We start from the raw sequence: 26,687 nt of genomic DNA, 5'->3' as shown, positions 1-26,687 counted from the left end.
CAATTGTTACGCTATCAATAAATAAAAATTTCACATAAAACAACCATCCGAGCATAACTGGTATAACATGCTGTATAGGTACCCTCGAACCAAAGCGGTATAACCAGTATTGCTCTAATTATATTTTAAAAAATAAAAAAATCACTCAGTTAAGACAACTGAGTAACTTACAGTGAATGGTGTTGTCTTTGTTGTATGAACAGCTAACGCATTACCTGAGAAAATCCAAGTTCCTGCTGATTTCTTTGGATCAACAAAGATCATACCATAAATTGTCTTTCCATCTGGAGACCAAGTTGTTGGAGGATGAATTTCGCCTTCCTTAATTGGTCCAATCAATGAGATCAATTGAATCGGCTCAGATGCATCATATGTTAATGTTCCACGATACGCCTTATCACTTGGTGGAAGTATCATTGCTAGTTGATGATTTTCATGTCCAAGTCCAGGATCTTTTTCAGAAGAAATGGTTCCTCTAAAGGCCTTTACATTGTCAACAACATTTTCTGTATATGTAACAGAATAGGTTACAGTGAAGGGCTCCTTTTTCATGGTATGTACTGCAAGTGCATTTCCAGCAAATTGCCATACACCAGATGCTCGTTGGTCATCAACAAACGTCATTCCATATTTTGTAGTTCCATCAGTAGACCAAATTGGCTGACCTCTATCCTTTCCAGTCTTTAATGGCCCATGTAGGGCAACTAGTTGAACGGGTTCAGATGCAGTGTATGTTAGATGCCCACGATATACTTTATCGCTTGGAGGGAGAATTATTGCTAACTGATGATTTTCATGTCCAAGTCCAGGATCTTTGGAAGATTTCATAGTACCAGTAACAGTTTTTGTAAGAGATACTGTCTTTTCTGACATTTTTGCTTCTTTCATTACTTCTGCCTTGTTATCTTTGGTAGGAGGTACTGTAGTAGCTTTAGACTCTTCTTTTGCTTTTTGCACTGTTTTGGTTTCTTCTTTCTTTTCAGATTTTTTTACAACTGGTGCTTTAGGATCAGAGCATAATCGGTCACCGCAAACTTTTTTTGAGTTTATTACGGTGGATTCATTTCCTTTGGATTTTACAGCATCAGCTGTTTGATACATTCCTAATGGAGTAGCCACTGTGCCGGTGAGTAAAATTACTGTAGCAAAAATTGCTAATAGAATGGTTCTAGTCATCTTTTATCAGAATATTTCGTTCCATGCACGTGTGAGACGATCAACAACAACATTGAATGTTTTGATTGATTCGTTTTGAATTCTTGTTATAGTCATTAGAAAGCCACTGTCAGATGAATATTAGTCTATGACGGGCAGTTTGTGGCGTGCTATTTTTTTTCAAGGTTTCTTTTCGTTAAAAAAGATAAAATAATATTCTCAGATAGTTGTCACGTCTCTGAGCATTGACAAGACCAACATTAAAGAAAAATGATTACTTTTTCGTAGGTTTGATTTTTTGTGTGATCTCTTTGTCACTATTTGTAAATGACTCTTTTGCCCAATCAGAAGATGATAATTCAGAAGATCCAAAAATCTACAAAGTTGGAACATACATACTAAATGTTGGAAAAATTGATCTGCAAACGGGCACATATGATTTGGATTTTTATCTATGGATTAGTTCAGATGATGAAAACTTTGTAGAGTCACCACCAAAGATCGAATTCATGAATGGTAAAGCAACTGTAGACCCAATTAAGATTGAACCAAATTATTATGAAGTAAGAATAAAAGGAAATTTTCAAAAAAATATGAATTTTAAAAATTATCCATTTGAGCAGTTGCAATTAACTATTGAAATTGAGGGAATCAAAGAAATCGACAAATTACAATTTGTCGTAGATGATGCTGAGACTGGAATAGATGGGCTAGTCAACATTCCAGGCTGGAATCTAAAAGGAAGTCAAGCCCATGTTACTGAGCATGAATATTCTGATAACACAACTTTTTCAAGATATGTCTTTGCATTAGACATTGAGAGATTTCCCCTATCATCATTTTTGAAGACCATATTTCCGGTTCTAATAATTACAACAATTGCCATGCTAGCATTTTGGATGAGTCCGACAAACTTTACTGCAAGAATTGGACTTGGGGCATCAACTCTCTTAGCTGCAGTTGCTGCACATCTAAATGCTGCAGGTCAACTTCCACCCATAGGATATCTCACACTGATGGATAAAATCATGATAATTGCATATTCGCTCTTTTTGAATAATTTACTATCAATGGTTATTCAGATGCGTTACATTGATCACAAAAAGGAAAAAGAAGCAGAGAGAATTAATTCAAAGATGAGAAAGATGATGCCAATAATAATTATAATTATTTTCTTTGCGTTGTTCTTTGCTTAATGTAGATTATTTTATCTTGATGATTTTATTGTTAATCAAGTATTCAATTGATTGAACGTATTCCTTGTCAGAAATCTTTCCTTCAGCCCACAGTAAAGCATTATTTTTTATCCAAGAAGGCAATTGCAGATTAGATTGAGGAGCAGATGGTACGACAGAAACTGCAGTTGATTCTAGTCCTTCACCGTTTGCATTAATTGCTGAAACTTTAAAGTTGTAACTTACACTGTTTACTAGTCCAGTTACAACGGCACTTGTCGAGACATCAGACTTTGGAATTGTTGTAAATGTGTTAGATCCAGTCTTGAATTGAATAATGTTGTAACCAGTTATTGGCGAACCATTATCAAAAGGCTTGTTCCAAGTTAAAGTAACTTGTTTATCTCCAGGGGTTGCCTTGAGATTTAAAACCTGACTTGGTGTCTTTGATACATCAGGTTTTGGCATTGGTGTTGCATAAACAGTACTAGAATCAGGTCCAATTCCTTCAGAGTTGACAGCTACAATTCTAAATCCATATGGGATTCCATTTGTAAGACCATCAATTGTTGCAGTAGTTGCTTTTCCCAATATCTCATGTGTGACAAAAGTGCTTACACCTGGCCTGTATTCACGTACACGATAGCTGCTAATAGAATCCAAAACAGAAGATGAGACTGACCAGTTTAGAGTTACCATTCCATCCCCAGGAGTAGCCTTGAGATTTGTTATTGCAATAGGAACACGGGTATTTGGGGATGCAGATACCTTATTGGAGTCTTTACTTTGGCCTATTGCATTTATTGCAACCACTTTGAATTCATAGGTTACATCGTTTCTTAATCCTGTAATGGTGACTTTGGTAGAATCACCTAGGTTTGGATAAGTTGTAAATGTGTTAGAGCCTTTTTCGTTGGCTATTACCTTATAGCTTGTAATTGGTGAGCCGTTATCAGAGGGCTCTATCCATGACAATAATACTTGACCATTACTTGGCACAGCAACAAGACCCCTTACTTGGTTTGGTGCAGAAGCAGTTACAGATTCAGACGGGGTTGCAGAGTCAACGTTTGAATCAGGACCAGTTCCAATATTGTTTAATGCATTTATTCTAAAAGCATATGGAACACCATTTGATAAACCAGTGATTTGTGTAGATGTTGCTACACCATCAATTTTTTTAGTTTTGAATGCATCGGTACCAACTTGCCAATATGTTACAGTGTATCCTATGATTGGCGAGCCATTACTGTTAGGAGTGGTCCATGACAAATTGACTTTACCATTTCCCCTTGTTGCCTGAAGATTTGTTACTGCATCGGGAACATCAGTTGCAGGTGCAGAAGCTGTAGGGGTGACAGATACAATATTTGAATCAAGACTTGTACCTGCAGAGTTGATTGCGTAAACTTTAAAGCTGTATGATACATTATTTTTTAAACCAGTTACAGTAACTGATGCAGTATTACTCAAATTTGGAAATGTCGTAAAGGTATCAGAACCCGTAACCCATTGAATTACTTTGTAGCTTGTAATTGGAGAGCCATTGTTATCTGGTGCCGACCATACAAGATGCACTGAGCCATTACCTGGAACTGCTGCAAGATTTGTAATTGGATCCGGTGCTGATGATTGAGCGTATACTGGATTATTTAGTATCATAAAGGACAGTGAAAATAATATGATAAGTGTAAAGAGAGTTTTTTGCATTGTTTATGAAACCTGTTTTTCTATTTAGTATTTTCTAATGATTGATATCATTAGTATTCAAACTCGTCATCTAATAATATCCATGATAATCCTGCAACATATGTCCAATTAGTCTTTGAACCAATAGTTGAAAGAGGGTTTTTGGCCTCACTTTCAACTAGGTTTTGTCCTATGGAGTCGTTATGTTTTAGCACTGTTAGTGGCATGATATCTATACACGTTTGAATTATTAGTATATGACGGGCAACTTGTGGTATGCTATTTGAGAAAAAATAAGAAAAAAAGGATATGAAAATTACATATCCATTCCTGGCATTCCACCCATTCCAGGAGGTCCTCCCGGTGGTGGAGAACTATGGGATTTTGATGCTGCAATAACATCATCTATTCGCAGAATCATGCAGGCTGCCTCTGTAGCCGCATTGATTACTTGTTCTTTTACGGCTAGGGGCTCAAAGATGTTTTCAGATTCAAGATCGGCAACTTTGGTGTTGATTACATCTATACCAAACGAAGCCTTTCCTTTGGAACTTCTTGCTCTCAGTTGAACCTGAGTGTCAAGTGGGTCCATTCCTGCATTTTCAGCCAAGACTAGAGGAATAGTCTCGATTCCTTCTGCAAATCTTTGTGCTGCCAATTGAGGTCGTCCATCAAGGGAGTTGGTCCATTCTCGAAGTTTGTTTGCAACATGTGCTTCTGCGGCACCACCTCCAACTAGAACATATGGGTATTCTACGACGTCTTTTACTGACATTAGAGCATCGTGAATTGAACGCTCAACTTCGTCGACTACTCTTTGTGAACCACCTCTTGCAAGGATGGTCACAGCTTTTGGATTTTTGCATCCTTCAATGAATACCCATTTGTCTGATTCAACTTGTCTTTCATCAACAAGATTTGCATGGCCAAGATCTTTTTCTGAAAGTTCATTGATGTTTGTAACAACTCTTGCACCGGTTGCTTTTGCAAGTTTTGTCATGTCACTTTCTTTGATTCTTCTAACGGCCATAATTCCTGCTTTTGCAAGATAGTATTGTGCCATATCATCAATTCCTTTTTGACACAAGACTATGTTTGCCCCAGAATTAGAAACCTTGTCAACTAAGTTTTTGAGCATTCTATTTTCTTCATCAATAAAGTTTTGAATTTGCTCTGGGGAGTTGATGTTAATCTTTGCATCAAACTCGGTTTTTTCTATCTCTAGTGGAGAGTTAATGAGTGCAATCTTTGCATTTTCAACTCTTTTTGGCATTCCACCATGAACTACTTCTTTGTCAAGAATTATCCCGTGAACAAGTTTAGTGTTTCTGATGGAGGAGCCACCTTTCTTTTCCACTTTGATGTTGTCAATGTCTACTTTGTATCCATCACTTTGTTTTTCAGCTACGGAAAGTACAGAATCAACTATAATGTCTGCAAGTGTATCTGCATCATTGGATACTAGCTTTGATGACAAAGTTGTTGTTGCTACTTTTTTCAAAAATTTCTTATCTTGTGGATCTACCTTTATGCCAATTTCTTTTAACATCTGAATTGCTTTCTCAGATGCTTTTTTGAACCCATCAACTACAATAGTTGGATGTACATTTTTTGCTATTAGTTCTTCTGCTTTTTCTAATAGTGCACCGGCCAACACAACAGTTGAAGTTGTACCGTCACCGACTTCGGTGTCAGTTGCTTTACTTGTCTCAACCATTATCTTTGCGGCAGGATGCTGTACATCAATCTCTTTGAGAATTGTTGCACCATCGTTTGTAATGGTAACATCTCCAAGTGAGTCTACTAGCATCTTGTCCATTCCTCTTGGACCAAGACTGGTTCTAACTATTTCAGAAATTAGCTTGGCAGCTTGGATGTTATTTTTTTGGGCATCATTACCTTTTGTTTGAGTTGTTCCTTCTTTTAGAAGGATAACTTGTGGTTGTGATGTCATTATTCCATCAAGTGCGCATTATGTGTAATCCAATATTTTAAGATTTGTAATATATGAGACATTATGTAATTAATCAATTGAAACACACAAATTCTTAAATAATGTCATAGATATTACATATCCGGTGAACAACATATGTGGTTTGATGACCAATTCGAAAAGACATTTCGAAGATTGTCGAATCGCTTTTTTACCGCCGATGACGTCTTCGAAGGACCAGCAGACCGTATTCAGACATTCGGTCCATATTACTATGGCTATCAGATGACCATTGGTCCTGATGGCAAACCCCGAATTAACGAATGGGGAAACGTTAGACCAACAACTGCAATTGCAGATTCTAGCGTAAGAGAGCCATTTGTTGATGAGATATTAAATGAAAAAGAACGCAAGCTGAAACTCACGACTGAGATGCCGGGAATTGAAAAGTCAGACATCAAGGTCAATGTAGTGGATAATGCGGTCTCAATTTCAGCAGAACACGGAGACAGAAGATACAGCACTACAGTTCCACTAAAGTACGAAGTGGATGAGAATTCTGCAAAAGCAGTTTACAAAAACGGAATTCTTGAAGTAGAACTGACCCTTGCCGAAGAGAAACCAAAAGGCAAGATGGTCTCAGTGGAGTAGGAGGTGAAGTCAAGTGAAGGATTTATCATCACTAACAGAACAACCTATCTCCCACATCAAGGAATCAATAAAGTCGGTCAAGACGTCGCTAGAAAAGTTTTCGCATACACCGACAAAAATTAGCAAGTGGAGAATCGGTAGAAGAAATTTCCCATAGGTGAAAAGAAATGCCAGACGAGCTATGTCGGAACTGTGGAAATGAGTTACAAGTTGAATCTTGGTGCTCAGAATGCAGACAGCCAATACAACAGCTTTGTGGAAACTGCAACTATGCAACACTAGAGAGGATTCACGCAGACTGTGCTCTAGGATTTGAGCAGTTTTCAAAAGACATTACACAGGGACATGTTACTAGTCTGAGCACAAGGTGATTCGAGAGAAAAATCCCGTGTGGAGTTGTCCTTTTCCTCCACACTTTTTTTATTAAAAAATTACAATTTGAGATTTGACTCTAAAAATTCCAAAGTCTTATCCCATGCATCGTCTGCTTCTTCAGGAGCATATCGCTCACCTGTAGGATTAGCAAATGCATGATCCACGTTTGGATAAATGTAGATGTCATTTGGCACTTCCAGTGAATCAAGTGCAGATTCAAACTCATTTACCACACTTGGTGGAATTCCTTGGTCTAATTCTCCAAAGATTCCAAGCACTGGTGCAGATAACACAGACAAAGAATCAGAATCAGTAACTAGTCTACCATAATAGATTACAGTGGCATCAACTTCTGGATTCTCCAATGCAAGGTTTAGTGACTGTGCACCACCAAAGCACCAACCAATAGAACCAATCATTTGAGCATCATTTGATGTCTTAAGATACTCTACTGCAGAATTCATGTTCATGATTGCCTTTTCTTGGTCAAACGCACTTACCTGAGCCATTGCAGTTTGAGCATTGGTAGCTACACTTCCATCAAAGAGGTCAACTGCTAAAACCACATATCCATATGATGCAAGTTTTTCTGCAGTATCTTTGATGTTTTCATTTAGGCCCCACCATTCATGAATTAGAATTACTCCAGGAAATGATTCAGATGAAGTTGGTTTTGCAAGGAATCCAGAGTATTCATCATAGTTTACCATACTGGTTGTAACTTTGTATTCTCCGTATTTTGTCTCATCAGAATTTTGAATTGCATCTGGGACTACATCAGGTAATGAATGAGCACCCCAACCACGCTCTAACAATATTACTACACTAGAAGGTTTTACACATGCAGGGCTACCATTAGATAGTTTGAAGATTAATTCTAATCCCTCAGTGCAAGTAATGCTTGATGGTAACACTCCATCTTGAATTTGTTTCATTGGCGGTGGAAAGTATGCAATTGATTGAGAATAGGATAGTGGGACGGCACTAAAAATTATTGAAAGTGCAATAACTAGAACAAGACTCTTCATAATGATAATTCTTTAACAGAGTATTTTATTTTATGTGCTAAAAAATGTCGATTTTGCCATGTCTCATAGGAAAATTATCAATTCAAGCCCTACAAGCAGTAGCAGATTTGTGCGAAATGATCAACATAGGATTAATCTCAAAATTTACCAATAGGAGACTTGATGGAGACATCAAAAAAGACCATGATTGGAGTAATACTAGGAGTAGCAGTTATTGTAGCTGTGGCATCATTGATGGCACTCCCATTTTCCGAAGAAGAGTCAGGAGTTCAAAAGATTGCCGAAGAGAATATCAAAAAGTATCAAGAATCAGAAGACATGATGCTCAAATTGATAGAAGAAGAAAAAGAGGAATTATCATACAAACTAGGCGGAAAATTACCATAGAGTTTCAGAGTAAAAACTTGAGAGAAATTTGAGAAAATAATAAACGAATTTTAATTATCTTTGAGTTGCATTTTATCTTTAACGTAAATGATACCTAAATTAATGTCCCAGAAACTTGATTATGAAACAAAATTAGGAAGAGTTTTGGCATTAGACGAGAATATCAGGTATGCGGCAGTGTGCGACATGGAAGGAAAGGTATTGACGTCAAAATCAAAAGGCAACTCTGAACTTTATTTGTCACCAGAAGAAACCCAAGAAACACTACTGCATGCAGCAAAGGCATGGAAATCAAGAATGCGTCACTATGACAAGATTGGAAAAGGATTGTACACATTAGCAGTTTATGAAAAGCTTCGAAGAGTAACAATTCCACTCTCAAGTGGAAACTTGCTGCTAGTCACAATTGACAACAAAGGAGGTCAAAAACAGATCATTGATAGAATTCTCAATGAAGTCAACTATGCAGATTACACAGTCGGGTAATCTGTTTTTATTTTTTGACTACTCACCAGAATCAAAGTATATTGAATAGTCACCGGTATTTTTGAAGATTCTAATGTCCCCACTCTTTAGAGTTTGATGCTCTCGTCTAAAGAAAATTTCACACATTTTTGCAAAAGGTAATTTCTGTACTTCCTCAACTGTTAGTTTCCCCTGTTTAATCAAATCTCTAAAGAATCCTTTTCTATCTAGATCACGAATATAATTTTCAACATCAGGAAGATCATCGGAATTTTTTGTTCGGATGATCAAGTGATAAGTGTCATCGACAGGTGCATCCATACAGTAACCGTTTTCTTCTTTTATTTAATGAGTTTCTTAATTCTCAAAGTAGACAATTTTTAAAAAGTTTCACATACTGATGAATCATTAGAAAGATCTATATCCTATCATCAAAAATTGGGCGATATGGACTTTACAAAGTATCTTAATTGCCCAAAATGCAAGGAGTCAGGACTATACTGCAAAGAGCACAAAGAAGAAGTAGAAAAGATGCTTGCAGGTTCAGTTACAAGTTAGATATTTTAGCTCTTTCCAATCTGATCTAAAATTTGAGACCACTTCATGTTTTCACCCTTTGCTTGAGCGATAGCATTTTTGTATAAAATATCAAAGGCCCATGTGAATATCTCCTTCCATATCTCTTTGAGGGTTTCCTCCTCAGTCCAGATGACGCTGGTCTTTACAGCATTCATTGCAAAAATATGTCTTGCATCCTTTGTTGGATCATTTTGCCATTTTGTGATTATTCGGTCACAAAACTCTAGAATTTCATCTTTTGATAATGCAAGTTTACCGTCATCATATTTTTCAGAATCATCCTCAGATGGAGCTTCTTTGGTGGGTTTTCTGGCAACCTCTTCATTCTCAATTTTTTCAAAGGTCTCTTTTTCTTCAACGCTAGAAGTAATTTCCTCAACTGGCTCCTCTAGTGGTTCAGGTTCGGAAAGAGGTTCTTGTATAGAGTCTGGATTTGGATTAGATTCTGCTGCAGGAATTTCAGAGCTGGATAATCCCCTTGTTAATTCTGCAAGTTTTTTTCGTTTTTCAGCTAATAGCCTAAACTCTTCATCAATATCTTCAATGTTGGAATCATTATTCATGCCCATTCCCCATTTTGTATAGTATTCTTTATCTTATCAATGAATCGGATGAGTAAAACAGATTTGTTCCAATTTCGTCTTGCAAGTTTGGACACCACCTTAAATATTATCTTGAGGTATTAGATATCTTGGTAACAGACAAACCAACATCAAAACCAAAAGAGGATAAAATCTCAATCTGTGATGTAATGAAAAGTAGCACTTCAGAGATTATTCAGAAGGCAGAGTCTCAAGTTCCATTATACATTCAGATGTATTCAGATTATTACAGAGAATATCTTCATTCACTTGATAATGTTTTTGGGACATGCTATATCTCTGAAAAAGAGTTCTTTGATAATCTAAATTTAGATAAAAATGTGTTAAAGATGTTTAGTGAGGCAAACAAAACTTTCACAAACTTGATGACAGCTCAGATCGATGTGTATGGTAACTTATTCAAGAACCATCTCCAGGTTAGATTAGACACAATACGAACTTGGGATAGCTTCATGAAAATGATGATGGAAAACTATGCCAAGATGTTAGCAGAGTTTAACAAGACTAATATGACTAAATCAAAGTAGTACAAATTCCCACAATGAGTCAAGCGCAAAACGTTACTACAATTAATCCAGCCACTGGAGAAGAACTAGCAACATATGAAACAATTTCAAAGGATCAAGTTACACATATCATTAAAAAATCAAAAGATGCTTTTCGAGAATGGAAGAAGGACTGGAAGAGAAGAACGGAAATCTTACAGATAGTCTCCCAGGAATTAAGAAAGCAATCTAACAAGCTAGCTGAAGTTGCTACAAAGGAAATGGGAAAGCCAATCAAAGAATCACGTTCTGAATTAATAAAATGTTCTTGGGCAATGGAGTTTTACGCAGATAATGGTCAGGTCTTTCTTAATGATGAAGTCCTAAACACAGATGCGCGAAAAAGTATCATTGCATTTGAGCCATTAGGAGTAATTGGCAGCATCATGCCATGGAACTTTCCTTATTGGCAAGCTCTTAGATTTGCAGCACCTTCACTTGCTGCAGGAAATACAATTGTCCTAAAGCCAGCTAGTGCAACATTACAGTGTGGTATAGAAATAGAAAACATTCTTGCTGAAGCTGGTGTACCATCAGGAGTATTTCAGACTGCAGTTGGAAATTCGTCAGTTGCAGGACACATATTGGATTCAGATGTTTCAGGTATTACATTTACCGGTAGTACTGAAGTTGGAATCAAAGTAGGTCAGAAAGCAGCTGGAGGATTAAAGAAATGTGTTCTTGAGCTTGGAGGAAGTGATCCTTTCATAGTTTGTAGTGATGCAGATGTGGACAAAGCAGCAGAAGGTGCAGTAAAGGGACGTTTCATTAACTGTGGCCAAAGCTGTGTTGCATCCAAAAGATTCTTTGTTGCAAAAAATGTTGCAGACAGTTTCATTGAAAAGTTTGTAAAAAATACTGAAAAGCTAAAGGTCGGGGACCCATTATCTGAAGACACAGATATCGGGCCACTGGTTAACAAAGGAGGTCTTGAAACAATAGATGAGCAAGTTGATGATGCAAGAAAACATAACGCACAAATTTTGACTGGTGGAGAAAGAATTGGAGATAAAGGATTCTTCTACAAGCCAACAATTGTTGGTGGAGTTACAAAAGAGATGAAGGTAGGATACGAGGAAACCTTTGGACCAGTTGCCGCAATCACAGTAGTGGAAGATGAAAGAAATGCAATCAAGTATGCTAATGATACATGCTTTGGATTAGGTGCAAGTCTTTGGACACAGGATCTTGTAAAGGCAGACAAGTATTCTAGATTAATTGAATCAGGAATGGTCTCAGTTAACAACGTTCTAGTCTCTGATCCACGAATTCCATTTGGAGGAGTAAAAAAGAGCGGTTTTGGACGAGAGCTGTCAAGATATGGAATGCTAGAGTTTGTCAACATGAAATCAATTAGATATTATGACCAGCTAGTTAGGACTCATTTTGTAGAGTAAATTACTCAGATCAGATAAAATCACGCATAAATTGTTTGAAAATTGCAACCTTTTGCATCATATCGATAAATTAACAGTTTAAATTCTATTCAAAATCTCATCAAAATAACAGGATGGCTCAGGAAACGCAAGTATCAATCATTATTCCAACTTATAATGAATCGCAAAACATTAAACAAATTCTAAAGTCCATTGGCGAGCATATCCCAAAAAATGTGCTAACTGAAGCAATCGTAGTTGATGATAATTCACCGGATGGTACTGGTAAAATTGTCGAGGACTATTGGAAGTCAATTAAGGGTTTTACAAATTATACAATAAATGTGATTCATAGAAAAGCAAAAGAAGGATTAAGCTCTGCAGTCTTAAACGGAATCCAGCAAGCGAGAGGAGAAACCATCGTAGTAATGGATAGTGATTTTTCTCACCCACCAAGCTTGATTCCAAAAATGATAGAATCAATAAAATCACAATATGATTTAGTTGTCGCATCACGATACACCAAAGGTGGCAGAATTCAAGGTTGGTCAATCAAAAGAAAGCTTATGAGCAAAATTGCAACAAAGATTGCAAAATCAGGACTTGGAGTTGATGCACAAGATCCAATGTCAGGATTCTTTGCATTTAGAAAAAACATCATTAACGGATTAAAATTTGATACAAAAGGTTACAAAATGCTCTTAGAAATTTTGGTTAAACGAAGAGGAGTAAAAATTCATGAAATTCCTTACACGTTTATTGATAGAGAATTTGGCTCAAGCAAGCTTGGTACATCTACAATTTTGAATTATCTTCGTGATGTTTGGAAGCTATACCGATTTGGAAAACCAGAAAGAGTCAATGAAAAGAGAGCATCAGTAAAATTCCTCTCAAAAGCTGCGAGGTTTTTCACTGTTGGAGCATCAGGACTTGCAGTAAACTTTATCGCATCACTCTTGTTTGCAAGTGGCCCATCAGAGCTTTGGTATCTTCATGCAAACATGATTGGAATTGCATTATCCATGACATCAAACTTTGTTCTTAACAAAGCATGGACATTTGGAGATAGGGACTTTGGAATAAAGAGAACATTAACGCAATATGGCAAGTTTGTTGCATTTAGCTCATTTGGTGCACTAGTTCAGCTTGGAATGGTGTTTTATCTTGTAGACAGTAATGGATTATCATATCCAATTGCACTGATATTAGCTGTAATTACTGCTGCATTTAGCAACTTTATTCTAAATAAGAGATGGACCTTTAGAGAAAAAGTCTGGGCTTAATTACTTAAATCAAATTATTCCAAATTACATCTAATGGATATTGGGGATTATTTTGTCAACCCAGATGCAGACGGTAAAGAGTGGATAAAGCACAAGATTATGGGATTAAAGTGGGAATTACGAAGAAGTATAGAAGAAGTAGAGTTTTTGGCAGAAAAGTACCAGATGAAGAAAAAATACGATGCCCCAGAAGAGGAATTATCAAAAATTCATTCAGAGTTAAGACAAGCGATTAAAAAATCTAGAGAGTTGGCATTTGAGATAAGAAATTTCTCATAGTCTTTGTTTTGTTGTCTCACAGTATGGGCATTTTAGGCCATTTGTCTTTCTTCCACATTCATCACAATTGAGGGTAAATACATCAAACTTGCCAGTTCTAGAAATTTTATAGAATATGCCAAGGCCTATTACTGAAAATACTCCCAATAAAATGAAATTCATAGGTGCAGCATGATCAATGCTTTGAATAGAAGTACTGCATTCTATCGAACAGTACTCTTTTTCATACGATAATGATTTCCACCCAAATGCTGTTCCAGGTATGAAAATCATTCCGGTAACCAATAAGAGGACCAAAATGACTTTCATATTTTCTAGTAACCCCTAAAAGTTTAACATGATGTTTGTGCAGAACGAACAGCTCTAAAAATTCTCAGAGATCAGAAATTAATTTTTGTTAATTGATTTTTGAAGCTCATCAAATGCTGATTGAACTTCATTTACTGCGGCCCCATCCTCAAGGGTACTTACATCGCCGATCTTCTCCTTACTAGCTATTGCCTTTAGTAATCTACGCATGATTTTCCCACTGCGAGTCTTTGGTAATTTTGAAACAAAGTAAATCTGCTCAGGAGTAGCAATAGGCCCTACTCCATTTCGAATCTCAGATACTATCTCTTTTCTCAATGTATCGTGTGATTTTGAAATTCCTTCTTTTAGGACAACAAATGCAATGATTACCTCACCCTTTATTGTATCTGGAATTCCACATACGGCAGATTCAGCTACATCATGGTGTGCAACTATGCTGCTCTCAAGCTCAGCAGTACCAATTCTATGTCCTGCAACTTTGAGGACGTCATCTGCTCGTCCAAGCAACCAAAAGTATCCATCCTCATCTTTTATCGCATAATCCCCAGGATAGTAACAGTTTTTGTATTTTGACCAATAGACTGTTTGATATTTTGTATCATCACCCCAAAGAGTCAGTAGCATTCCAGGCCAAGGTTTGCGAATTATCAAGTATCCTTTTGTGTTTGGTTTTACATCGTTGCCTTCTTCATTAACAACTGCAATGTCAACTCCTGGAATTGGTAAGGTTCCAGAACCAGGTTTTAGCGGAATAGTTTCTAGACCAGGCAACGGAGAGATAAGCATACCGCCAGTTTCAGTTTGCCACCATGTATCAATGATTGGACATTTTTGCTTTCCAATAGTTTTGTAGTACCACTTCCAAACTTCAGGATTAATTGGCTCACCTACAGTTCCAAGTAATCTCAAAGAAGAAAGATCAAAAGAATTTGGGATGTCATCTCCAAATTTCATAAACATTCTCAATGCAGTAGGAGTGGTGTAAAATATTGTAACTTTGTATTTTTGTAGAATCTCCCACATTCGTGATGGAGATGGATAATCAGGTGCACCCTCATAGATTACTTGAGTTGCCCCATGTAACAAGGGACCATATGCAACATAGCTGTGTCCTGTAACCCATCCAATATCAGCAGTACAGAAAAAGACATCAGAGTCTTTGATGTCAAATGCCCACCCAAATGTAGAGTGAATGTGAGTAAGATACCCCCCAGTTCCATGCAGAACTCCCTTGGGTTTTCCAGTAGTGCCAGAAGTGTATAGAATAAACAGAGGATGAGTGCTGTCTAGTTTTTCAGCAGGACAGTCGGCTGATGAGGACTCTAACAGATCACTCCATAGTAAATCTCTAGGATTTTTTTGGATGGGAGTTTTTGTTCTCTCTAAAACGATGACATTTTGAACAGAGTCATTATTTGTAATTGCCTCATCAACTACAGATTTTAGCTCAACAACAGAGCCTCTTCTAAAACCACCATCAGCAGTAATTACAATCTTTGATTTAGAGTCCTCAATTCTGTCTGCAAGAGACGTTGCAGAAAACCCAGAAAAGACTACAGTGTGAGTTGCCCCAATTCTTGCACATGCAAGCATGGATATTGGTAATTCAGGCACCATTGGCAAGTAAATTGTGACTCTATCACCTTTTTTGACGCCAAGTGATTTTAGGGCATTTGCAAATTTTTGAACCGTAATCCACATCTCCTCATAGGTGATATTTCTTGAAGTTCCATCTTCGCCCTCCCAAAAAATTGCAGTCTTTTTGGATTTGGTCTTTTGATGAACGTCTAACGCATTGTACGATGCATTAATTTTTCCTCCAACAAACCATTTTGCAAATGGAGGATTCCAGTCAAGTGTAACATCCCAGTCTTCAAACCAATCCAGTTTCTTTGCCTGTTCTGCCCAAAAAGAAGTAAAATCAAATTCGGCTCGTTTACGTGTTTGAGTGTCGTTATTTCCAAGACCAATGTTAAATGTCTCAGCCATGAAATCGATTATAGAATAAACTATCTAAATGTTAAAAAAAATAGTTTAAAAAAAAACTATTGTGCTTCCATTCTAGCAAGCCAGTCGTCTTGGGGTGCTTTTGGTTGAGATGTGATTGGTGTCACCTGTTGGGGTGGTTGTGGTATTTGTGGTGCACGCTCAGCTTCTTTTGGTGTATCTGAGGGTGCAGTTGTTGGTTCATGTGTTGGTGCTTCAGGAAGCTTTGACTCTATGTTGGAGCTATCATCAAGATATGAGACGGCTGAATCTTGCAAATGTTGCTTTGGAGATTCTAATGTTTGTTGAACCTCCATTTCAAGATCATTGATTCTTCTTTGAACATTTGAAATTTCTGCGTTCTCATGAGTTATGTGTTCGATTAGATCAGTAGTTTCGCGCTTTACTGATTCAAACACAGATTCAGAAATTTCGTTGCTCTTGTATTGCACTTTAGCATCGAAGACCAGCATCTTTACTGCCTTCATTTGCTCATCTAACTCTGCAAGTCTTGCTTCTAGTTTAGCTGTGATTTCGTGTTCTGTCTCACCCAATGTGAAAAGTTTTGCCTTGTACTTTTCATGAATGACTTCGGCATCATCCTTCATTTCATCGTTTTGTGAAACAATTTCCATCAGAGCTTTGAGGCGACGCAGTGTTAGACCTTTTTCGCGCAATAGTCTTTGTGAATCGAGTCTCCATTTTGGTATGAAAATAACAACATTGCCTTGTGCAACCAATTGTTCATAAGGAATTTGCTGGAGCCCTTGTGAACCACAGTCTACGCCAACTGTCTGAATGCTTCCATCAATGTCAGTTATTGTTCCGATTACCTTTCCCATGGAGGTACCGTACATGTCTTTGACTTGTTTACCGATTATCTCGATATCGTCATTGCTCATGCGCAAAACTCTAGTTGTACATATAACCAAGACTGTGTTAGTAAGGTTTCTAGTTTTAGTAAGAATAATTTAACTAAATCAAAATTTCTGCAAGATATTAAAATCCTTGATGTTTTAGATGAACCATGATAGATAGAAATGGACTAGTCCAGATTCTGGATTTTGTTGCAAATCGGTGGAAAGAGATTTCCAAAGATGCAGACAACAAAGCTATGCAGACATTACCAAGCAAGTTTTGGATGAACTCAGTTGGCGGAAAAGCTGGCGAGGGAAGATGGGTAACTATGCTAATGTATACTGAAAGCGAAGAAGATGCAAATGCATTCAAAGAAGTATTACTAAGATGGCAATCAAAAGGAATGCAAAGCACAAAAGCACCAGATCTGATCCAGATAGGAAAGAAATAGAAATTAATAATTAGATTACTCTCAAGTCGTATTGTCTGAGTTTTCTGATAAAGAAAAAAAGATCCTAGCTGATCATTTCTCAAACACGGACGATTCTGTTTTTGCAATAATTACCCCAAGACAAGTTGATCGCGGTGCACTAATGTCAAGGTATAGTAGAACGGACAAAAACATGCGACGTGTCTTTCTTGATGAGTTTTTAAAAAATGAAAACAGAGGAGAGGAATTTTACAATAGAGTACTAATTGAGTATGGAGACGATTCAGTTGCAGAGCTTGGTGAGGCACAGATTGCAATTGAAGGTCTATCAAATATTGCAGTTAAAAAAATTGAAGATAGAAGAATCGGTTTGTCATACTTGGAAAAATCTTCACGATATGTAACATGGAATAAAAAAGTAAATGGAGAATACAGATTTTATCGAGATCCAGATTTAATGAAAACAAAATTTGCTGATGATTACATTGATGCATGTAATTTTTCATTTGATGTGTATTCCAAAAGTATTGAGCCAATGATAAAATACGTTAGAGAAAAATTTCCAATTGAGAAATACACATTCAAAGATTCCAATGATGGAAAAGAAAAATTATTTTCAAAATTAAAAAACGAACAAGACATAAAATCTGCAAATATGATTTACAATGGCTCTACAAAAGCTAAAGCACTTGACATACTTAGAGGACTGCTGCCAGCATCAACACTAACAAATGTTGGAATTACTGGAAACGGACGAGCATTTGAATATCTATTGACAATTCTTTATAGCTCAAATCTCAAAGAAGAGCAAGATTTAGCCTCAAAAATCAAGGTAGAATTGGATACTACAATCAAATCTTTTGTCAGACGCTCAAATGACAAGTATGGTAAGGCACTGCAAGATTATCTAAATGACATAAAGAAATTAGCAAAGAAAAATGCAAATGAGTTAGCTAGAAAAAATATCTCAACAAAATCAATTACAAAACTTGTAGAGTATGAATCAGAGACTGGTGCAATGAATAAAATCATCTCTGCATCATTATACGAGCAATCACCAAGTTTGACATACAAAACAATACTTGATGCAGTAAAGAAGATGCCCATCACAAAAAAGAAAAAGATCATAGAATATTTAGCAAAATTAAGAAAAAATAGGCGTCATAGACCATCTAGAGCATTTGAGATGACAAACTATACGTTTGATCTGATAAACAATTTTGGAATGTTCAGAGATTTTCACAGGCATCGTGCATTAACTCTTGAAAGACAACTCTTGACTACAGATCACGGATTTGTCACACCAAAAGAGATTTCAATTCTAAACATGGAAAGAGAATACAAAGAATGCATGGATAAAACAAAAAATGTTTTTAATAAAATCAGAATAAAGCATCCAGAACAAGCTCAGTACGTGGTAAATTTTGCATATAACTATCCATACTTTATGAGATTAAATCTTAGAGAGGCAACTCATCTAATAGAACTAAGAACGGTTCCACAAGGACATGTAGATTATAGAAAGGTAGCTCAAGACATGTTCAAACAAATTAACAAAGCTCATCCAACACTTTCTAATATAATTAAATTTGCAGACATGAATGAATACGAATTAGAAAGATTTGAATCAGAAAAAAGAACAGAAGAAAAACGAAAAAACATTAAATAAAATTATTAACAAATTACAAACATGACCGTAAAGATCCCACCAAAAGATCTCAAAGAAAAACTCACACCAGAACAATATGATGTATGTGTAAACAAAGGAACAGAGCCACCATTTACTGGCAAATATTTTGATTGTAAAGATAAAGGAATGTACAGATGCATTTGTTGTGGGGAAAAACTATTTGATTCTGATACCAAATTTGATTCAGGAACTGGATGGCCAAGTTTTTGGAAACCAGTATCTGATGAGAATATCGAGTATATTTCAGATACATCTTATGGAATGGTACGTACTGAAGTAAATTGTAAGAAATGTGGGGCTCATTTAGGACATGTATTTGATGATGGTCCCAATCCAACAAATCTTCGATATTGTATCAACTCTGCATCCTTGGATTTAGAGAAAAAAGATTAATCAGAACAATGATGCGTTGTTAATCTTAATTAATGCGATATAATTTTGTGACATAATGCGAATAATTTTGTGTGGATTTGGAGTAGTGGGGCAGAGCTTAGCGAAATTATTTGAATCACGTGCAGATGATCTTTACGCAAAATATGGATTAAAACCAAGAATTGTTGGAGTATTTGATAGTAAAGGAAGTGCAGTGGATTCTGCAGGATTAAATTTGAGTAAGCTTGTCGAAACAAAAAAGAAATTTGGAACAGTAAAAAATTATGGTAAAACAAAAAACAATCTTTCTGGATTAGATCTGATTTCAAGCTTAGATGCAGATGTAATGATTGAGACTACTGCAAGTAATTACAAAGATGCAGAACCGGGTATGTCCCACATAATTTCTGCAATGAAGCATAAAATGCACGTAATATCTGTCAATAAAGGACCTTTAGCACTCGCATTTCCTTCACTCTTAGAGCTTGCAACATTTAATCAAGTATCACTAAAGTTTAGTGGAACCGTAGGTGGTGGCACACCAATTCTAGATTATGCAAAAAATAGTCTCAGGGGTGAAAGAATTACATCATTTGCAGGAATCTTAAACGGAACTACAAATTACATTTTGACAAACATGGCAAATGGAATGTCATTTGATACCGCATTAAAAGACGCAAAATCAAAGGGGTACGTAGAAGCAGATGAGTCCTTGGATTTGGATGGATTAGATGCAGCAGCAAAACTTGTGATACTGGCAAATTGGATAATGGGAATGAAGGTAACATTACCAGATGTAAATAGGACAGGAATTCGCAACGTGACAACGCAAGACATCAAAAATGCAGAGAAAAAGAACTGCGCTGTAAAATTGATTGCATCATGTGATAATGATTTGAAAGTAGCCCCAATTGAGATATCAACAGATGATCCTTTGTGCGTGAATGGAACTCTAAACGCAATAGCATTTACCTCTGAGCATTCTGGAACACAGACAATCATTGGAAAAGGAGCAGGAGGAATCGAGACTGCTAGTTCTATCTTAAGGGACCTGATAGACATTAGAAAAGAGATTGTAAAGGCTTGAAGTCAAACCTAGTATCCAAAAGTGAAACAAATGATATCCTGACAGATATCAGAGAGAAATGGAACATAGACATTCCAAAATCAAAAAACCTTCGAGTTTATGAAATTCAGGATGATGCACATCTAATTTCAGGTGAAGGATTTGTAGCACTAAAGATAGGTAATGAGTATCTACCATTCCTATCAGAGACGTCAATTTTAGAAAAATTCCCACATGTGATGGTCGATATGGGGGCAGTCAAGTTCATGTGTAATGGAGCAAACGTCATGCGACCAGGGATTAGAAGTTACAGTGAATTTCAAAAAGATAGAATTGTTTGCGTGATAGAAGAATCACAGCACAAGTTTCTTGCAGTAGGAAAAGCTCTAGTAGACAGCGCAGAAATGGAATCAATGAAGAAAGGAGAAGTTGTAAAAAACATTCATTACATCTCTGACAAGTACTGGGAAATTGGAAAAACTGCGATAAAAAACTAGTTTGCTTTATGTTGAATCTCTTTTGAGCCTTCTGCGTTAATTACCAAGACGTCAATTCCATCACCGCTAAATGAATCACGCATTGTTGCGGAACGAACTGCTTTAACAGCTAGATCAACTGCTTCTTGCTCTGACATGTTTTCTTTAAATTGTGGGTCCAAAACACCGAGTGCCATCTCTGCACCAGTACCAACTGCGGCATATTCATCTGGCAATACTGAACCTAATGGATCAAGAGTATAGATGATTGGTTTATCCACAACACCACCAACGATTACTTGTGTCAATAATGGAAAGAATCTTCTCTCATACATCATATTTGACATCATCTTTGCAATAGAGTTTGGAGGAACGTCTCGTTTCAGTTCCATCTTGCGAATCTTTGCTAATGCAGATATTTGTAATGATAAAATTTGCATGTCAGCAACCAATCCTGCACATGCTGCCCCAACTTTTGGAGTAATTTGGAATGTCTTCTTTGTAGTTTTGCTGACTAGAAAGTTACCATAAGCGATCCTTCTCTCGCTAGCAAAAACGACACCAGAATCATAAGTAATTCCAACGGCAGTAGCGCCTGGCATGTACATGTATGACATGACACAAGTGATTTTGGAGCATAATAAAGGGTTTTCTACATTTTTTTAGAATTTCCAAAATAATAGTAGTAATGGTTTATAGATTGTAAACTCGTTAGCAGATTAATGACAGATGCAGCATTTCGTGAAAACAAGCTTGCAGATATTGCCTTCATGGGCCTCAGATCTGCAATTGGAGTGATCTTCATCGCTCATGGAATGATGAAATTCAATCCGGGTTTTGCCGGATTCTTAGGAAACATGGGATTGCCAGCAGAGATGCAAATTCCAATTGCACTAGCTGAAGTGGTTCCAGGAATACTATTGATTATCGGAGTGCTATCTAGAATTTCTGCAGGCATGCTATCAATTATCATGATGGGTGCAATATTTCACGTCAAAGGAGCAAAGAGCTTAACTGGAGACGGAGGATTTGAATTGGATTTGATCCTATTAGCATCATGTCTTGTAATTATTGTAGCAGGACCTGGAAGAGTATCACTTGCAAACATTATCAAAAAAATTCCAAGACCAATCCATTAATTTTTTCCAAAATTTTCCATTATGTGGCAAATGCATTTGGTAGTCTTTTTTAACAAATCAATTCTTGTAAATTCATTTGGCGAATGAATTCTTGCAAACATGTAGGTACTACCTATGGATATACAAGGTGCCTTTAACACATTTACAAAAGAGTACATAGGTCCCGTTCCAGCATTTGACACATTTAGAATGGATTTACCATAAGATTTGTTTGCTGCATCAATCACTTGACTGACAAAAGGATCTGATGAGCTCGTACGTGCAGCTGCCTCTCCATGATATACCTTAACAGAAATGTCTGAGAATCCTTTTGCTTTCAAGTGAGATTTTAATCGTTGAGTTTGTTTCTTGGGATTCATCTTTGGAACAAGTCGAAAATCAATCTTTACCATTGCCTCACCTGGCAGTACAGTTTTTGCCCCATTCCCAGTATAACCGGATATGAATCCCGCCACATTACAGGTAGGATCACCAACAAGAGCCTTTTTTGCTTCAAGTCCGGATTTGTTTCCCAGAAATGACTTTATTCCAAATTCCTTCTTAAAGGAATTTTCATCAAATGGTTCAGAATTTATCAATTTGATGTCATTCTTTGAAAGTGGTTCAACCTCTTTGTACCAATCTTTGATGAGAATTTTTCCATTAGAATCACGCAAAGAGTGTACTGCTTCAATTAATCTCCAAGCTGGATTTTTTATTAAAACCGCCAAGCTAGAATGAGCATCTCTAATTGATTCCTTAACTGAAAGTTCTACATACAAGAGTCCTTTCATGCCTAGTCCGACAATTGGCCTATCTTTTGAGTCAACATAACCAAATTCCCAGATTACACCATCACAAGAAAACTTCTTTTTGAATTTTTTTAGATATGCATCAATGTTTGCGCTTCCAGTTTCTTCCTCCCCTTCAATTAGGAATTTAATATTACAAGGTACATCACCAGTTTTTTTTAAAAATGCATCAACTGCCTTAATTCGGGTGATTAATTCACCTTTATCGTCAGATGAGCCACGACCAAAAATTTTGTTGCCTATTTTTTTACCACTAAATGGAGGATGTTCCCACAAATCAAATGGCTCTGCAGGCTGGACATCATAATGATTGTAAAACAGTAGTGTTTTTTTTGGATTTTTTTTGGATTTAATTTCGCCAAACACAACTGGTGCTATTTCCTTTCCAAGACGTAATAACTCAGATTTTATGCCATGTTTTTCAAGTATTTTTTTGCATAATTTTGCACATTCTTCTATTCCTTCATTTTTTGCAGAAACACTTGGTTGGCGAATTAGTTTCTGTAAATCAGATATCAATGAATTCATTCCAGAATCAACTTGTTGTAAAATTGGTTTCATGTTCTTCACTTTATTCGATCAAATGGTTTCATTGCTTGAGGCAATACATCAATTAGGTCCATGGATGTCATGTGTAGTCCAACTTTTCGCTGAACAATCTTTCCTGCCTGCCCATTGATGTAGGTAGCAGCAACAGCAGACTCTAAAGAATTTCTGTTCTTTGATAGCATTCCTGCTACTAAACCAGATAATACATCACCGGTTCCGCCAACTGTCATTGCGGGAGTCTTTTTTGGATTTAGGTATGTGTTCTTGCCATCGGAAATTACATCAGTAGAGCCCTTTAGAAGGATGGTTACTGAAAATTCCTTTGCAAATTTTTCCACCATGTTTATTCTTTGTTTTAGATTAGATGGCGGAGAATCTCCAAAGAGTCGTTTGAATTCACCTACATGCGGAGTCACTACGGAATTTGTATTTGGAATTAATGGAAGAACATCACTAACTAAAGCACTGGCATCAAGAGACAATCTTACATCGGAGTCGATAAGTGACTTTACTAAAATTTTGAGTGCCTCATTGTCTTGAACAGATAAGCCCATTCCAATTGTAGCAGAATCCAAACTCTTTGGAATTTGACCTAGTAGTTTTCTTACAGCACCGCGAGTTAATTTTTGATCAACTAATGGTATTACAATGAGATTTGGAGATATTGCTCGGGTTGATTGAACATTAACTTTTGGAATTGCTGTGTAAACTAGATCAGTGCCACAACGTAATGCAGCAAGTGAAGACAGTATTGGAGCACCATGATAGATGTAACTTCCCCCAACGACTAGTACTGTTCCATTATCACCTTTCCTAGAGTTAGAATTTCTAGCAGGGATGAATTTTTTTACAGTAGCTGCCTGGATGTTTTTTGAGACCAATAGTATTTTGAATATACAGTATACGGATAAATCTTGTTTTTTACTTGTTTTCAGCCTTGATTAATTGATCAATGGTTGTCAATACTTCAAGGGATTTCTTTTCAACTTGGTCTGCTAACCAGTCTCTTTCAATTTTGAGCTCTTTTTCAGCATCATTGAGTTTTTTGATGGTTTCTTGTAATTCTAAGTTTAATTCATCTGAGCGTTTTTTTTGCTCCAAAACGAGTCTGTTGGAGATTTCAAGTTGGAAAACTTTTTCATTTAAAGCATTAGTTAGGTTTTCCAAGACCTTTTCTTTTTCTAATTCCGCTTTTTCTTTTTGTTCCAACTCCTTAATCTTGTCATTGAGAATTTGAGACATATCCTCTAAGAGTCGCTCTCTTTGAACTTCTTTTATTTTAGATAATTCATCAGAGAAATCAATTCTTTCCAGATCACGAGCTGTAATCAAGCTTGGTCTTGGAATTTGTTGGGATTTCTTGTCTAATTCTTCCTTTGTTTTTGCAAGTGATTTTATCTTACGATCAATCTGAGTCAATAAACCAGAAGAACCAATACGAGAATCTTTTTGTTCAGACAATTCGGATTGATATAGAATACCTATAAAATTCTATTAGGATTAGTTTGTCTGAATCGTACAGACATGATGTAACTCCAAGAAAGATTACTTTTTGCTAGTCTTTCGCACCTTTCTGCCAAAAAATGCCTTTCTTGCATAACATAGGTATGTTGTGTGACCAATTCCTTGAAATGAATGTCTTGTTTTTCCTTCGCGTGCATCAATGGTACGCAAAATATGTTCACTTGATTCAATATCTGTAAATTCGTTTTCTACTAATGACATTGTAAGCTTTTCAAGTTGATTCATGGTTGGACAGATGCAAAAGACAGCACCACTACCCTTTAGCATCTTTCTTACTTGTGGGATAACAGTCCAAGGATCTCCAAGGTCAACTAGTGCAAGGTCAGCATCAATAACAGGAACTTTTTTGGTTGCCTTCAAATCTAGTTTATTCATAGTAACATACTTTGACATGCCAGCCTTTACGATATTTTTCTCTGCAATTTTCATAAAGGATTCGTCTACATCATAGGTATAGACATGCCCACGGGGTTTTACTATACTTGCAGCATATGTAGTGAGAGCACCACTTCCAGTTCCAATTTCAATAACCTTTTGACCATCTTTTAGACCTGAACGAGCGGCAATGTATCCTAGGTCCTTGGGATACACGATTTGTGTGCCATGCTGAAATTTCATAATAAGATCATGCGTGGTAGGCTCAAGAAGGTAGACGTACTTGTCTTTGTTTGTGACTAGTCGTTCACCGTATTCTTTACCAATTGCATCTGCATGCTTTATGACTCCAATGTGAGTATGAAGTTGTTCATTTTTTGAAATTTTTGCCAGCCATTTTTTGGAGGGATTATAATAAAATAAAACCAAAGACTTTTGTTTAATCTTCATATTTTTTTGCCACTATTTTTTAGATAAGAACCTACTGATTGTGCTAAAACGTTCTACCTTTCTGGAGTTTTTGTAAGGCAGTCAAATAATCACGAATTTGAGCATGAGTTGGATTTAGGTCCTTTAGGTTTTTCACATCAACGTTAAGCTTTGCAAGTTCGTCGTAGATTTCTTTATCCTCAATAGTATCAACAAGAGCTTGTAATCCAAATGGTTTTTGCAGAAGCTCAACTATCTGTTTGAGATTCTTTATAGAATCAACCAAAGTTTCTTGAACATAAGCTGATGCAAATATTATTCGTTGATTTGGATGAGATGATAGTATGTATTGTGCCACTTCCAATCCGTTCTTCTCAGGCATTTGATAGTCCAAAATTACTACATCAAATGGGGTTTGGTCCTCATCATCAGAAGACAACTTGCTAGATTCTTTTTTGTAAAAATCAATTGCGATTTGACCGTCCTCTGCAATAATTACATTATGCCCATTATCTTCTAAAATTGTCTTATACTGTACCAGTAAGTCGGGTTCGTCTTCAGCGATGAGAATTTTCATTGTTACTTTACTAAATTAGTCAAGAATATTAGGATTTTTCTAATTATATTGTTTCTAGTAACATTTCGCCTTTGCTCACTCTATCGATAGTAGTAACTACACTATCAATTTCATAGGGCTTGTACAGAATCGCAGATGCATTTAGTTCTTTTAGTTTCTTTTCAGTATCAGATGTCAAATCTGCAGTTACCATGATCACTTTTGCTTGAGGATCAAATTCACGGATATTTCGTAATCCATAAAATCCATCATAATCTGGCATCATCACATCAAGCAAAACAACTTCAGGTTTTAGCTCTTTGTAAAGAGCGACAGCGTCTTTTCCACTGAATCCTTTTCCCAATACTTGAATGTCCTTTATGCTAAGATATTCACAAAAAACTTCCACTGTGTCCAGGTCATCATCGACAACAATTACTTTTGTCAAGTTGAATCACGCTCCGTCTCAAGTTTTGACCAACACAAATCATGGTACCATTTTCTATCAAAAAACGTTACACCTTCTTTTAGTTCTAAGGAATCATTACAAAATGAGCATCTCTTAACAGATGAATTTCTTTGCACCATCAGCTGGCCAATGTCCACCATTTT

At 36.6% G+C, this 26,687-nt stretch carries 31 protein-coding genes; 15 read left to right on the top strand and 16 right to left on the bottom strand.

Going from position 1 to position 26,687, the window contains the following annotated elements:
• Positions 1-141: 141 nt before the first annotated feature.
• On the bottom strand, positions 142-1,176 hold the full coding sequence (locus DWQ18_03185; protein ID RDJ33929.1) for a hypothetical protein: 1,035 nt from the start codon (positions 1,174-1,176) through the stop codon (positions 142-144).
• A gap of 224 nt (positions 1,177-1,400) precedes the next feature.
• On the opposite strand from DWQ18_03185, the gene DWQ18_03180 reads away from it, so the two are divergent.
• Positions 1,401-2,351, top strand: coding sequence for a hypothetical protein (locus tag DWQ18_03180; GenBank protein RDJ33928.1), 951 nt, complete (start codon positions 1,401-1,403; stop codon positions 2,349-2,351).
• Positions 2,352-2,357: 6 nt separating this feature from the next.
• On the opposite strand, the gene DWQ18_03175 is transcribed toward DWQ18_03180, so the two are convergent.
• Both DWQ18_03175 and DWQ18_03170 read right to left on the bottom strand, forming a co-directional pair.
• Entirely contained in the window at positions 2,358-3,992 is a 1,635-nt protein-coding gene (locus DWQ18_03175) for a fibronectin type III domain-containing protein (protein ID RDJ34332.1), read from the bottom strand.
• A gap of 343 nt (positions 3,993-4,335) precedes the next feature.
• Positions 4,336-5,973, bottom strand: coding sequence for a thermosome subunit (locus DWQ18_03170; protein ID RDJ33927.1), 1,638 nt, complete (start codon positions 5,971-5,973; stop codon positions 4,336-4,338).
• 135 nt (positions 5,974-6,108) lie between these two features.
• Here DWQ18_03170 and DWQ18_03165 point away from each other — a divergent pair, with 135 nt between their 5' ends.
• A complete protein-coding gene (locus DWQ18_03165; GenBank protein ID RDJ33926.1) occupies positions 6,109-6,603 on the top strand; it encodes an Hsp20/alpha crystallin family protein in 495 nt (164 codons plus the stop codon).
• 167 nt (positions 6,604-6,770) lie between these two features.
• Positions 6,771-6,974, top strand: a complete 204-nt coding sequence (locus tag DWQ18_03160; GenBank protein ID RDJ33925.1) for a hypothetical protein — start codon at positions 6,771-6,773, stop codon at positions 6,972-6,974.
• 60 nt (positions 6,975-7,034) lie between these two features.
• Here the strand turns inward: DWQ18_03160 and DWQ18_03155 are convergent, their stop codons facing one another.
• Positions 7,035-8,012 carry a dienelactone hydrolase family protein gene (locus DWQ18_03155; protein ID RDJ33924.1) on the bottom strand — a complete coding sequence of 326 codons (978 nt, stop codon included), beginning with the start codon at positions 8,010-8,012 and terminating at the stop codon, positions 7,035-7,037.
• Between the two features lie 156 nt (positions 8,013-8,168).
• Between DWQ18_03155 and DWQ18_03150 the strand changes: the two genes are divergently transcribed.
• Entirely contained in the window at positions 8,169-8,393 is a 225-nt protein-coding gene (locus DWQ18_03150) for a hypothetical protein (GenBank protein RDJ33923.1), read from the top strand.
• Positions 8,394-8,495: 102 nt separating this feature from the next.
• Positions 8,496-8,879 (top strand): hypothetical protein, encoded by a 384-nt coding sequence (locus DWQ18_03145; protein RDJ33922.1) that lies wholly within the window; start codon positions 8,496-8,498, stop codon positions 8,877-8,879.
• Between the two features lie 18 nt (positions 8,880-8,897).
• Here DWQ18_03145 and DWQ18_03140 read toward each other — a convergent pair whose 3' ends face one another.
• Complete coding sequence (locus DWQ18_03140; GenBank protein ID RDJ33921.1) at positions 8,898-9,179, bottom strand: hypothetical protein; 282 nt, start codon at positions 9,177-9,179, stop codon at positions 8,898-8,900.
• 242 nt (positions 9,180-9,421) lie between these two features.
• Positions 9,422-9,667, bottom strand: a complete 246-nt coding sequence (locus DWQ18_03135) for a hypothetical protein (protein RDJ34331.1) — start codon at positions 9,665-9,667, stop codon at positions 9,422-9,424.
• A gap of 461 nt (positions 9,668-10,128) precedes the next feature.
• On the opposite strand from DWQ18_03135, the gene DWQ18_03130 reads away from it, so the two are divergent.
• The 4 genes from DWQ18_03130 to DWQ18_03115 all read left to right on the top strand — a co-directional run bounded on the left by DWQ18_03130 (position 10,129) and on the right by DWQ18_03115 (position 13,522).
• Positions 10,129-10,566 (top strand): hypothetical protein, encoded by a 438-nt coding sequence (locus DWQ18_03130; GenBank protein RDJ33920.1) that lies wholly within the window; start codon positions 10,129-10,131, stop codon positions 10,564-10,566.
• Between the two features lie 14 nt (positions 10,567-10,580).
• Positions 10,581-11,981: an NAD-dependent succinate-semialdehyde dehydrogenase gene (locus DWQ18_03125; GenBank protein ID RDJ33919.1), complete on the top strand. Its 1,401-nt coding sequence runs from the start codon at positions 10,581-10,583 to the stop codon at positions 11,979-11,981.
• A 113-nt stretch (positions 11,982-12,094) separates the two neighbouring features.
• Positions 12,095-13,243 (top strand): glycosyltransferase family 2 protein, encoded by a 1,149-nt coding sequence (locus DWQ18_03120; GenBank protein ID RDJ33918.1) that lies wholly within the window; start codon positions 12,095-12,097, stop codon positions 13,241-13,243.
• Positions 13,244-13,276: 33 nt separating this feature from the next.
• On the top strand, positions 13,277-13,522 hold the full coding sequence (locus DWQ18_03115) for a hypothetical protein (GenBank protein ID RDJ33917.1): 246 nt from the start codon (positions 13,277-13,279) through the stop codon (positions 13,520-13,522).
• Here DWQ18_03115 and DWQ18_03110 read toward each other — a convergent pair.
• The 3 genes from DWQ18_03110 to DWQ18_03100 all read right to left on the bottom strand — a co-directional run bounded on the left by DWQ18_03110 (position 13,517) and on the right by DWQ18_03100 (position 16,722).
• Positions 13,517-13,831, bottom strand: coding sequence for a hypothetical protein (locus tag DWQ18_03110; GenBank protein ID RDJ33916.1), 315 nt, complete (start codon positions 13,829-13,831; stop codon positions 13,517-13,519). The genes DWQ18_03115 and DWQ18_03110 overlap by 6 nt on opposite strands.
• Positions 13,832-13,909: 78 nt before the next feature.
• The gene (gene acs / locus DWQ18_03105; protein ID RDJ33915.1) at positions 13,910-15,823 is read right to left on the bottom strand and encodes an acetate--CoA ligase; all 1,914 of its coding nucleotides are present in this window, start codon (positions 15,821-15,823) and stop codon (positions 13,910-13,912) included.
• Between the two features lie 56 nt (positions 15,824-15,879).
• Entirely contained in the window at positions 15,880-16,722 is an 843-nt protein-coding gene (locus DWQ18_03100) for a hypothetical protein (protein RDJ33914.1), read from the bottom strand.
• 125 nt (positions 16,723-16,847) lie between these two features.
• On the opposite strand from DWQ18_03100, the gene DWQ18_03095 reads away from it, so the two are divergent.
• The 5 genes from DWQ18_03095 to DWQ18_03075 are packed head-to-tail and all read left to right on the top strand — an operon-like array spanning position 16,848 to position 20,733.
• On the top strand, positions 16,848-17,129 hold the full coding sequence (locus DWQ18_03095; GenBank protein ID RDJ33913.1) for a hypothetical protein: 282 nt from the start codon (positions 16,848-16,850) through the stop codon (positions 17,127-17,129).
• A 31-nt stretch (positions 17,130-17,160) separates the two neighbouring features.
• Positions 17,161-18,777 (top strand): thymidylate synthase, encoded by a 1,617-nt coding sequence (locus DWQ18_03090; protein ID RDJ33912.1) that lies wholly within the window; start codon positions 17,161-17,163, stop codon positions 18,775-18,777.
• Positions 18,778-18,798: 21 nt separating this feature from the next.
• Positions 18,799-19,191: a peptide-methionine (R)-S-oxide reductase gene (gene msrB / locus DWQ18_03085; protein ID RDJ33911.1), complete on the top strand. Its 393-nt coding sequence runs from the start codon at positions 18,799-18,801 to the stop codon at positions 19,189-19,191.
• A gap of 55 nt (positions 19,192-19,246) precedes the next feature.
• On the top strand, positions 19,247-20,257 hold the full coding sequence (locus DWQ18_03080; protein RDJ33910.1) for a homoserine dehydrogenase: 1,011 nt from the start codon (positions 19,247-19,249) through the stop codon (positions 20,255-20,257).
• On the top strand, positions 20,254-20,733 hold the full coding sequence (locus tag DWQ18_03075) for an RNA-binding protein (GenBank protein ID RDJ33909.1): 480 nt from the start codon (positions 20,254-20,256) through the stop codon (positions 20,731-20,733). Before DWQ18_03080 ends, DWQ18_03075 begins: the two co-directional genes overlap by 4 nt.
• Here DWQ18_03075 and DWQ18_03070 read toward each other — a convergent pair.
• Positions 20,730-21,314 carry a proteasome subunit beta gene (locus tag DWQ18_03070; protein RDJ34330.1) on the bottom strand — a complete coding sequence of 195 codons (585 nt, stop codon included), beginning with the start codon at positions 21,312-21,314 and terminating at the stop codon, positions 20,730-20,732. The genes DWQ18_03075 and DWQ18_03070 overlap by 4 nt on opposite strands.
• Before the next feature lie 120 nt (positions 21,315-21,434).
• On the opposite strand from DWQ18_03070, the gene DWQ18_03065 reads away from it, so the two are divergent.
• Positions 21,435-21,851 (top strand): DoxX family protein, encoded by a 417-nt coding sequence (locus DWQ18_03065; protein ID RDJ33908.1) that lies wholly within the window; start codon positions 21,435-21,437, stop codon positions 21,849-21,851.
• Here DWQ18_03065 and DWQ18_03060 read toward each other — a convergent pair.
• The 6 genes from DWQ18_03060 to DWQ18_03035 form a co-directional block, all read right to left on the bottom strand.
• Positions 21,848-23,203 carry a M20/M25/M40 family metallo-hydrolase gene (locus tag DWQ18_03060; GenBank protein ID RDJ33907.1) on the bottom strand — a complete coding sequence of 452 codons (1,356 nt, stop codon included), beginning with the start codon at positions 23,201-23,203 and terminating at the stop codon, positions 21,848-21,850. The two genes, DWQ18_03065 and DWQ18_03060, sit on opposite strands and share 4 nt — an antisense overlap.
• A gap of 5 nt (positions 23,204-23,208) precedes the next feature.
• The gene (locus DWQ18_03055; GenBank protein ID RDJ33906.1) at positions 23,209-24,072 is read right to left on the bottom strand and encodes an NAD(P)H-hydrate dehydratase; all 864 of its coding nucleotides are present in this window, start codon (positions 24,070-24,072) and stop codon (positions 23,209-23,211) included.
• A 40-nt stretch (positions 24,073-24,112) separates the two neighbouring features.
• Positions 24,113-24,652, bottom strand: a complete 540-nt coding sequence (locus tag DWQ18_03050; GenBank protein RDJ33905.1) for a hypothetical protein — start codon at positions 24,650-24,652, stop codon at positions 24,113-24,115.
• An 84-nt stretch (positions 24,653-24,736) separates the two neighbouring features.
• Positions 24,737-25,540, bottom strand: a complete 804-nt coding sequence (locus tag DWQ18_03045; protein RDJ33904.1) for a tRNA (adenine-N1)-methyltransferase — start codon at positions 25,538-25,540, stop codon at positions 24,737-24,739.
• A gap of 43 nt (positions 25,541-25,583) precedes the next feature.
• Positions 25,584-26,096 carry a response regulator gene (locus tag DWQ18_03040; protein RDJ33903.1) on the bottom strand — a complete coding sequence of 171 codons (513 nt, stop codon included), beginning with the start codon at positions 26,094-26,096 and terminating at the stop codon, positions 25,584-25,586.
• A 43-nt stretch (positions 26,097-26,139) separates the two neighbouring features.
• A complete protein-coding gene (locus DWQ18_03035) occupies positions 26,140-26,523 on the bottom strand; it encodes a response regulator (GenBank protein RDJ33902.1) in 384 nt (127 codons plus the stop codon).
• Positions 26,524-26,687: the final 164 nt, after the last annotated feature.

The organism is Thermoproteota archaeon, from assembly GCA_003352285.1.
Lineage (GTDB): Archaea > Thermoproteota > Nitrososphaeria > Nitrososphaerales > Nitrosopumilaceae > PXYB01.
This window is presented reverse-complemented; position numbering and strand designations above follow the sequence as displayed.

What these genes read in the sequence shown, in the direction of transcription:
- DWQ18_03185 (RDJ33929.1), bottom strand. Translation starts at nt 1,176, where the DNA reads ATGACTAGAACCATTCTATTAGCAATTTTTGCTACAGTAATTTTACTC.
- DWQ18_03175 (RDJ34332.1), bottom strand. Translation starts at nt 3,992, where the DNA reads ATGATACTAAATAATCCAGTATACGCTCAATCATCAGCACCGGATCCA.
- DWQ18_03170 (RDJ33927.1), bottom strand. Translation starts at nt 5,973, where the DNA reads ATGACATCACAACCACAAGTTATCCTTCTAAAAGAAGGAACAACTCAA.
- DWQ18_03165 (RDJ33926.1), top strand. Translation starts at nt 6,109, where the DNA reads ATGTGGTTTGATGACCAATTCGAAAAGACATTTCGAAGATTGTCGAAT.
- DWQ18_03160 (RDJ33925.1), top strand. Translation starts at nt 6,771, where the DNA reads ATGCCAGACGAGCTATGTCGGAACTGTGGAAATGAGTTACAAGTTGAA.
- DWQ18_03150 (RDJ33923.1), top strand. Translation starts at nt 8,169, where the DNA reads ATGGAGACATCAAAAAAGACCATGATTGGAGTAATACTAGGAGTAGCA.
- DWQ18_03145 (RDJ33922.1), top strand. Translation starts at nt 8,496, where the DNA reads ATGTCCCAGAAACTTGATTATGAAACAAAATTAGGAAGAGTTTTGGCA.
- DWQ18_03140 (RDJ33921.1), bottom strand. Translation starts at nt 9,179, where the DNA reads ATGGATGCACCTGTCGATGACACTTATCACTTGATCATCCGAACAAAA.
- DWQ18_03125 (RDJ33919.1), top strand. Translation starts at nt 10,581, where the DNA reads ATGAGTCAAGCGCAAAACGTTACTACAATTAATCCAGCCACTGGAGAA.
- DWQ18_03120 (RDJ33918.1), top strand. Translation starts at nt 12,095, where the DNA reads ATGGCTCAGGAAACGCAAGTATCAATCATTATTCCAACTTATAATGAA.
- DWQ18_03115 (RDJ33917.1), top strand. Translation starts at nt 13,277, where the DNA reads ATGGATATTGGGGATTATTTTGTCAACCCAGATGCAGACGGTAAAGAG.
- DWQ18_03110 (RDJ33916.1), bottom strand. Translation starts at nt 13,831, where the DNA reads ATGAAAGTCATTTTGGTCCTCTTATTGGTTACCGGAATGATTTTCATA.
- acs (RDJ33915.1), bottom strand. Translation starts at nt 15,823, where the DNA reads ATGGCTGAGACATTTAACATTGGTCTTGGAAATAACGACACTCAAACA.
- DWQ18_03100 (RDJ33914.1), bottom strand. Translation starts at nt 16,722, where the DNA reads ATGAGCAATGACGATATCGAGATAATCGGTAAACAAGTCAAAGACATG.
- DWQ18_03095 (RDJ33913.1), top strand. Translation starts at nt 16,848, where the DNA reads ATGATAGATAGAAATGGACTAGTCCAGATTCTGGATTTTGTTGCAAAT.
- msrB (RDJ33911.1), top strand. Translation starts at nt 18,799, where the DNA reads ATGACCGTAAAGATCCCACCAAAAGATCTCAAAGAAAAACTCACACCA.
- DWQ18_03080 (RDJ33910.1), top strand. Translation starts at nt 19,247, where the DNA reads ATGCGAATAATTTTGTGTGGATTTGGAGTAGTGGGGCAGAGCTTAGCG.
- DWQ18_03070 (RDJ34330.1), bottom strand. Translation starts at nt 21,314, where the DNA reads ATGCCAGGCGCTACTGCCGTTGGAATTACTTATGATTCTGGTGTCGTT.
- DWQ18_03065 (RDJ33908.1), top strand. Translation starts at nt 21,435, where the DNA reads ATGACAGATGCAGCATTTCGTGAAAACAAGCTTGCAGATATTGCCTTC.
- DWQ18_03060 (RDJ33907.1), bottom strand. Translation starts at nt 23,203, where the DNA reads ATGAAACCAATTTTACAACAAGTTGATTCTGGAATGAATTCATTGATA.
- DWQ18_03045 (RDJ33904.1), bottom strand. Translation starts at nt 25,540, where the DNA reads ATGAAGATTAAACAAAAGTCTTTGGTTTTATTTTATTATAATCCCTCC.
- DWQ18_03040 (RDJ33903.1), bottom strand. Translation starts at nt 26,096, where the DNA reads ATGAAAATTCTCATCGCTGAAGACGAACCCGACTTACTGGTACAGTAT.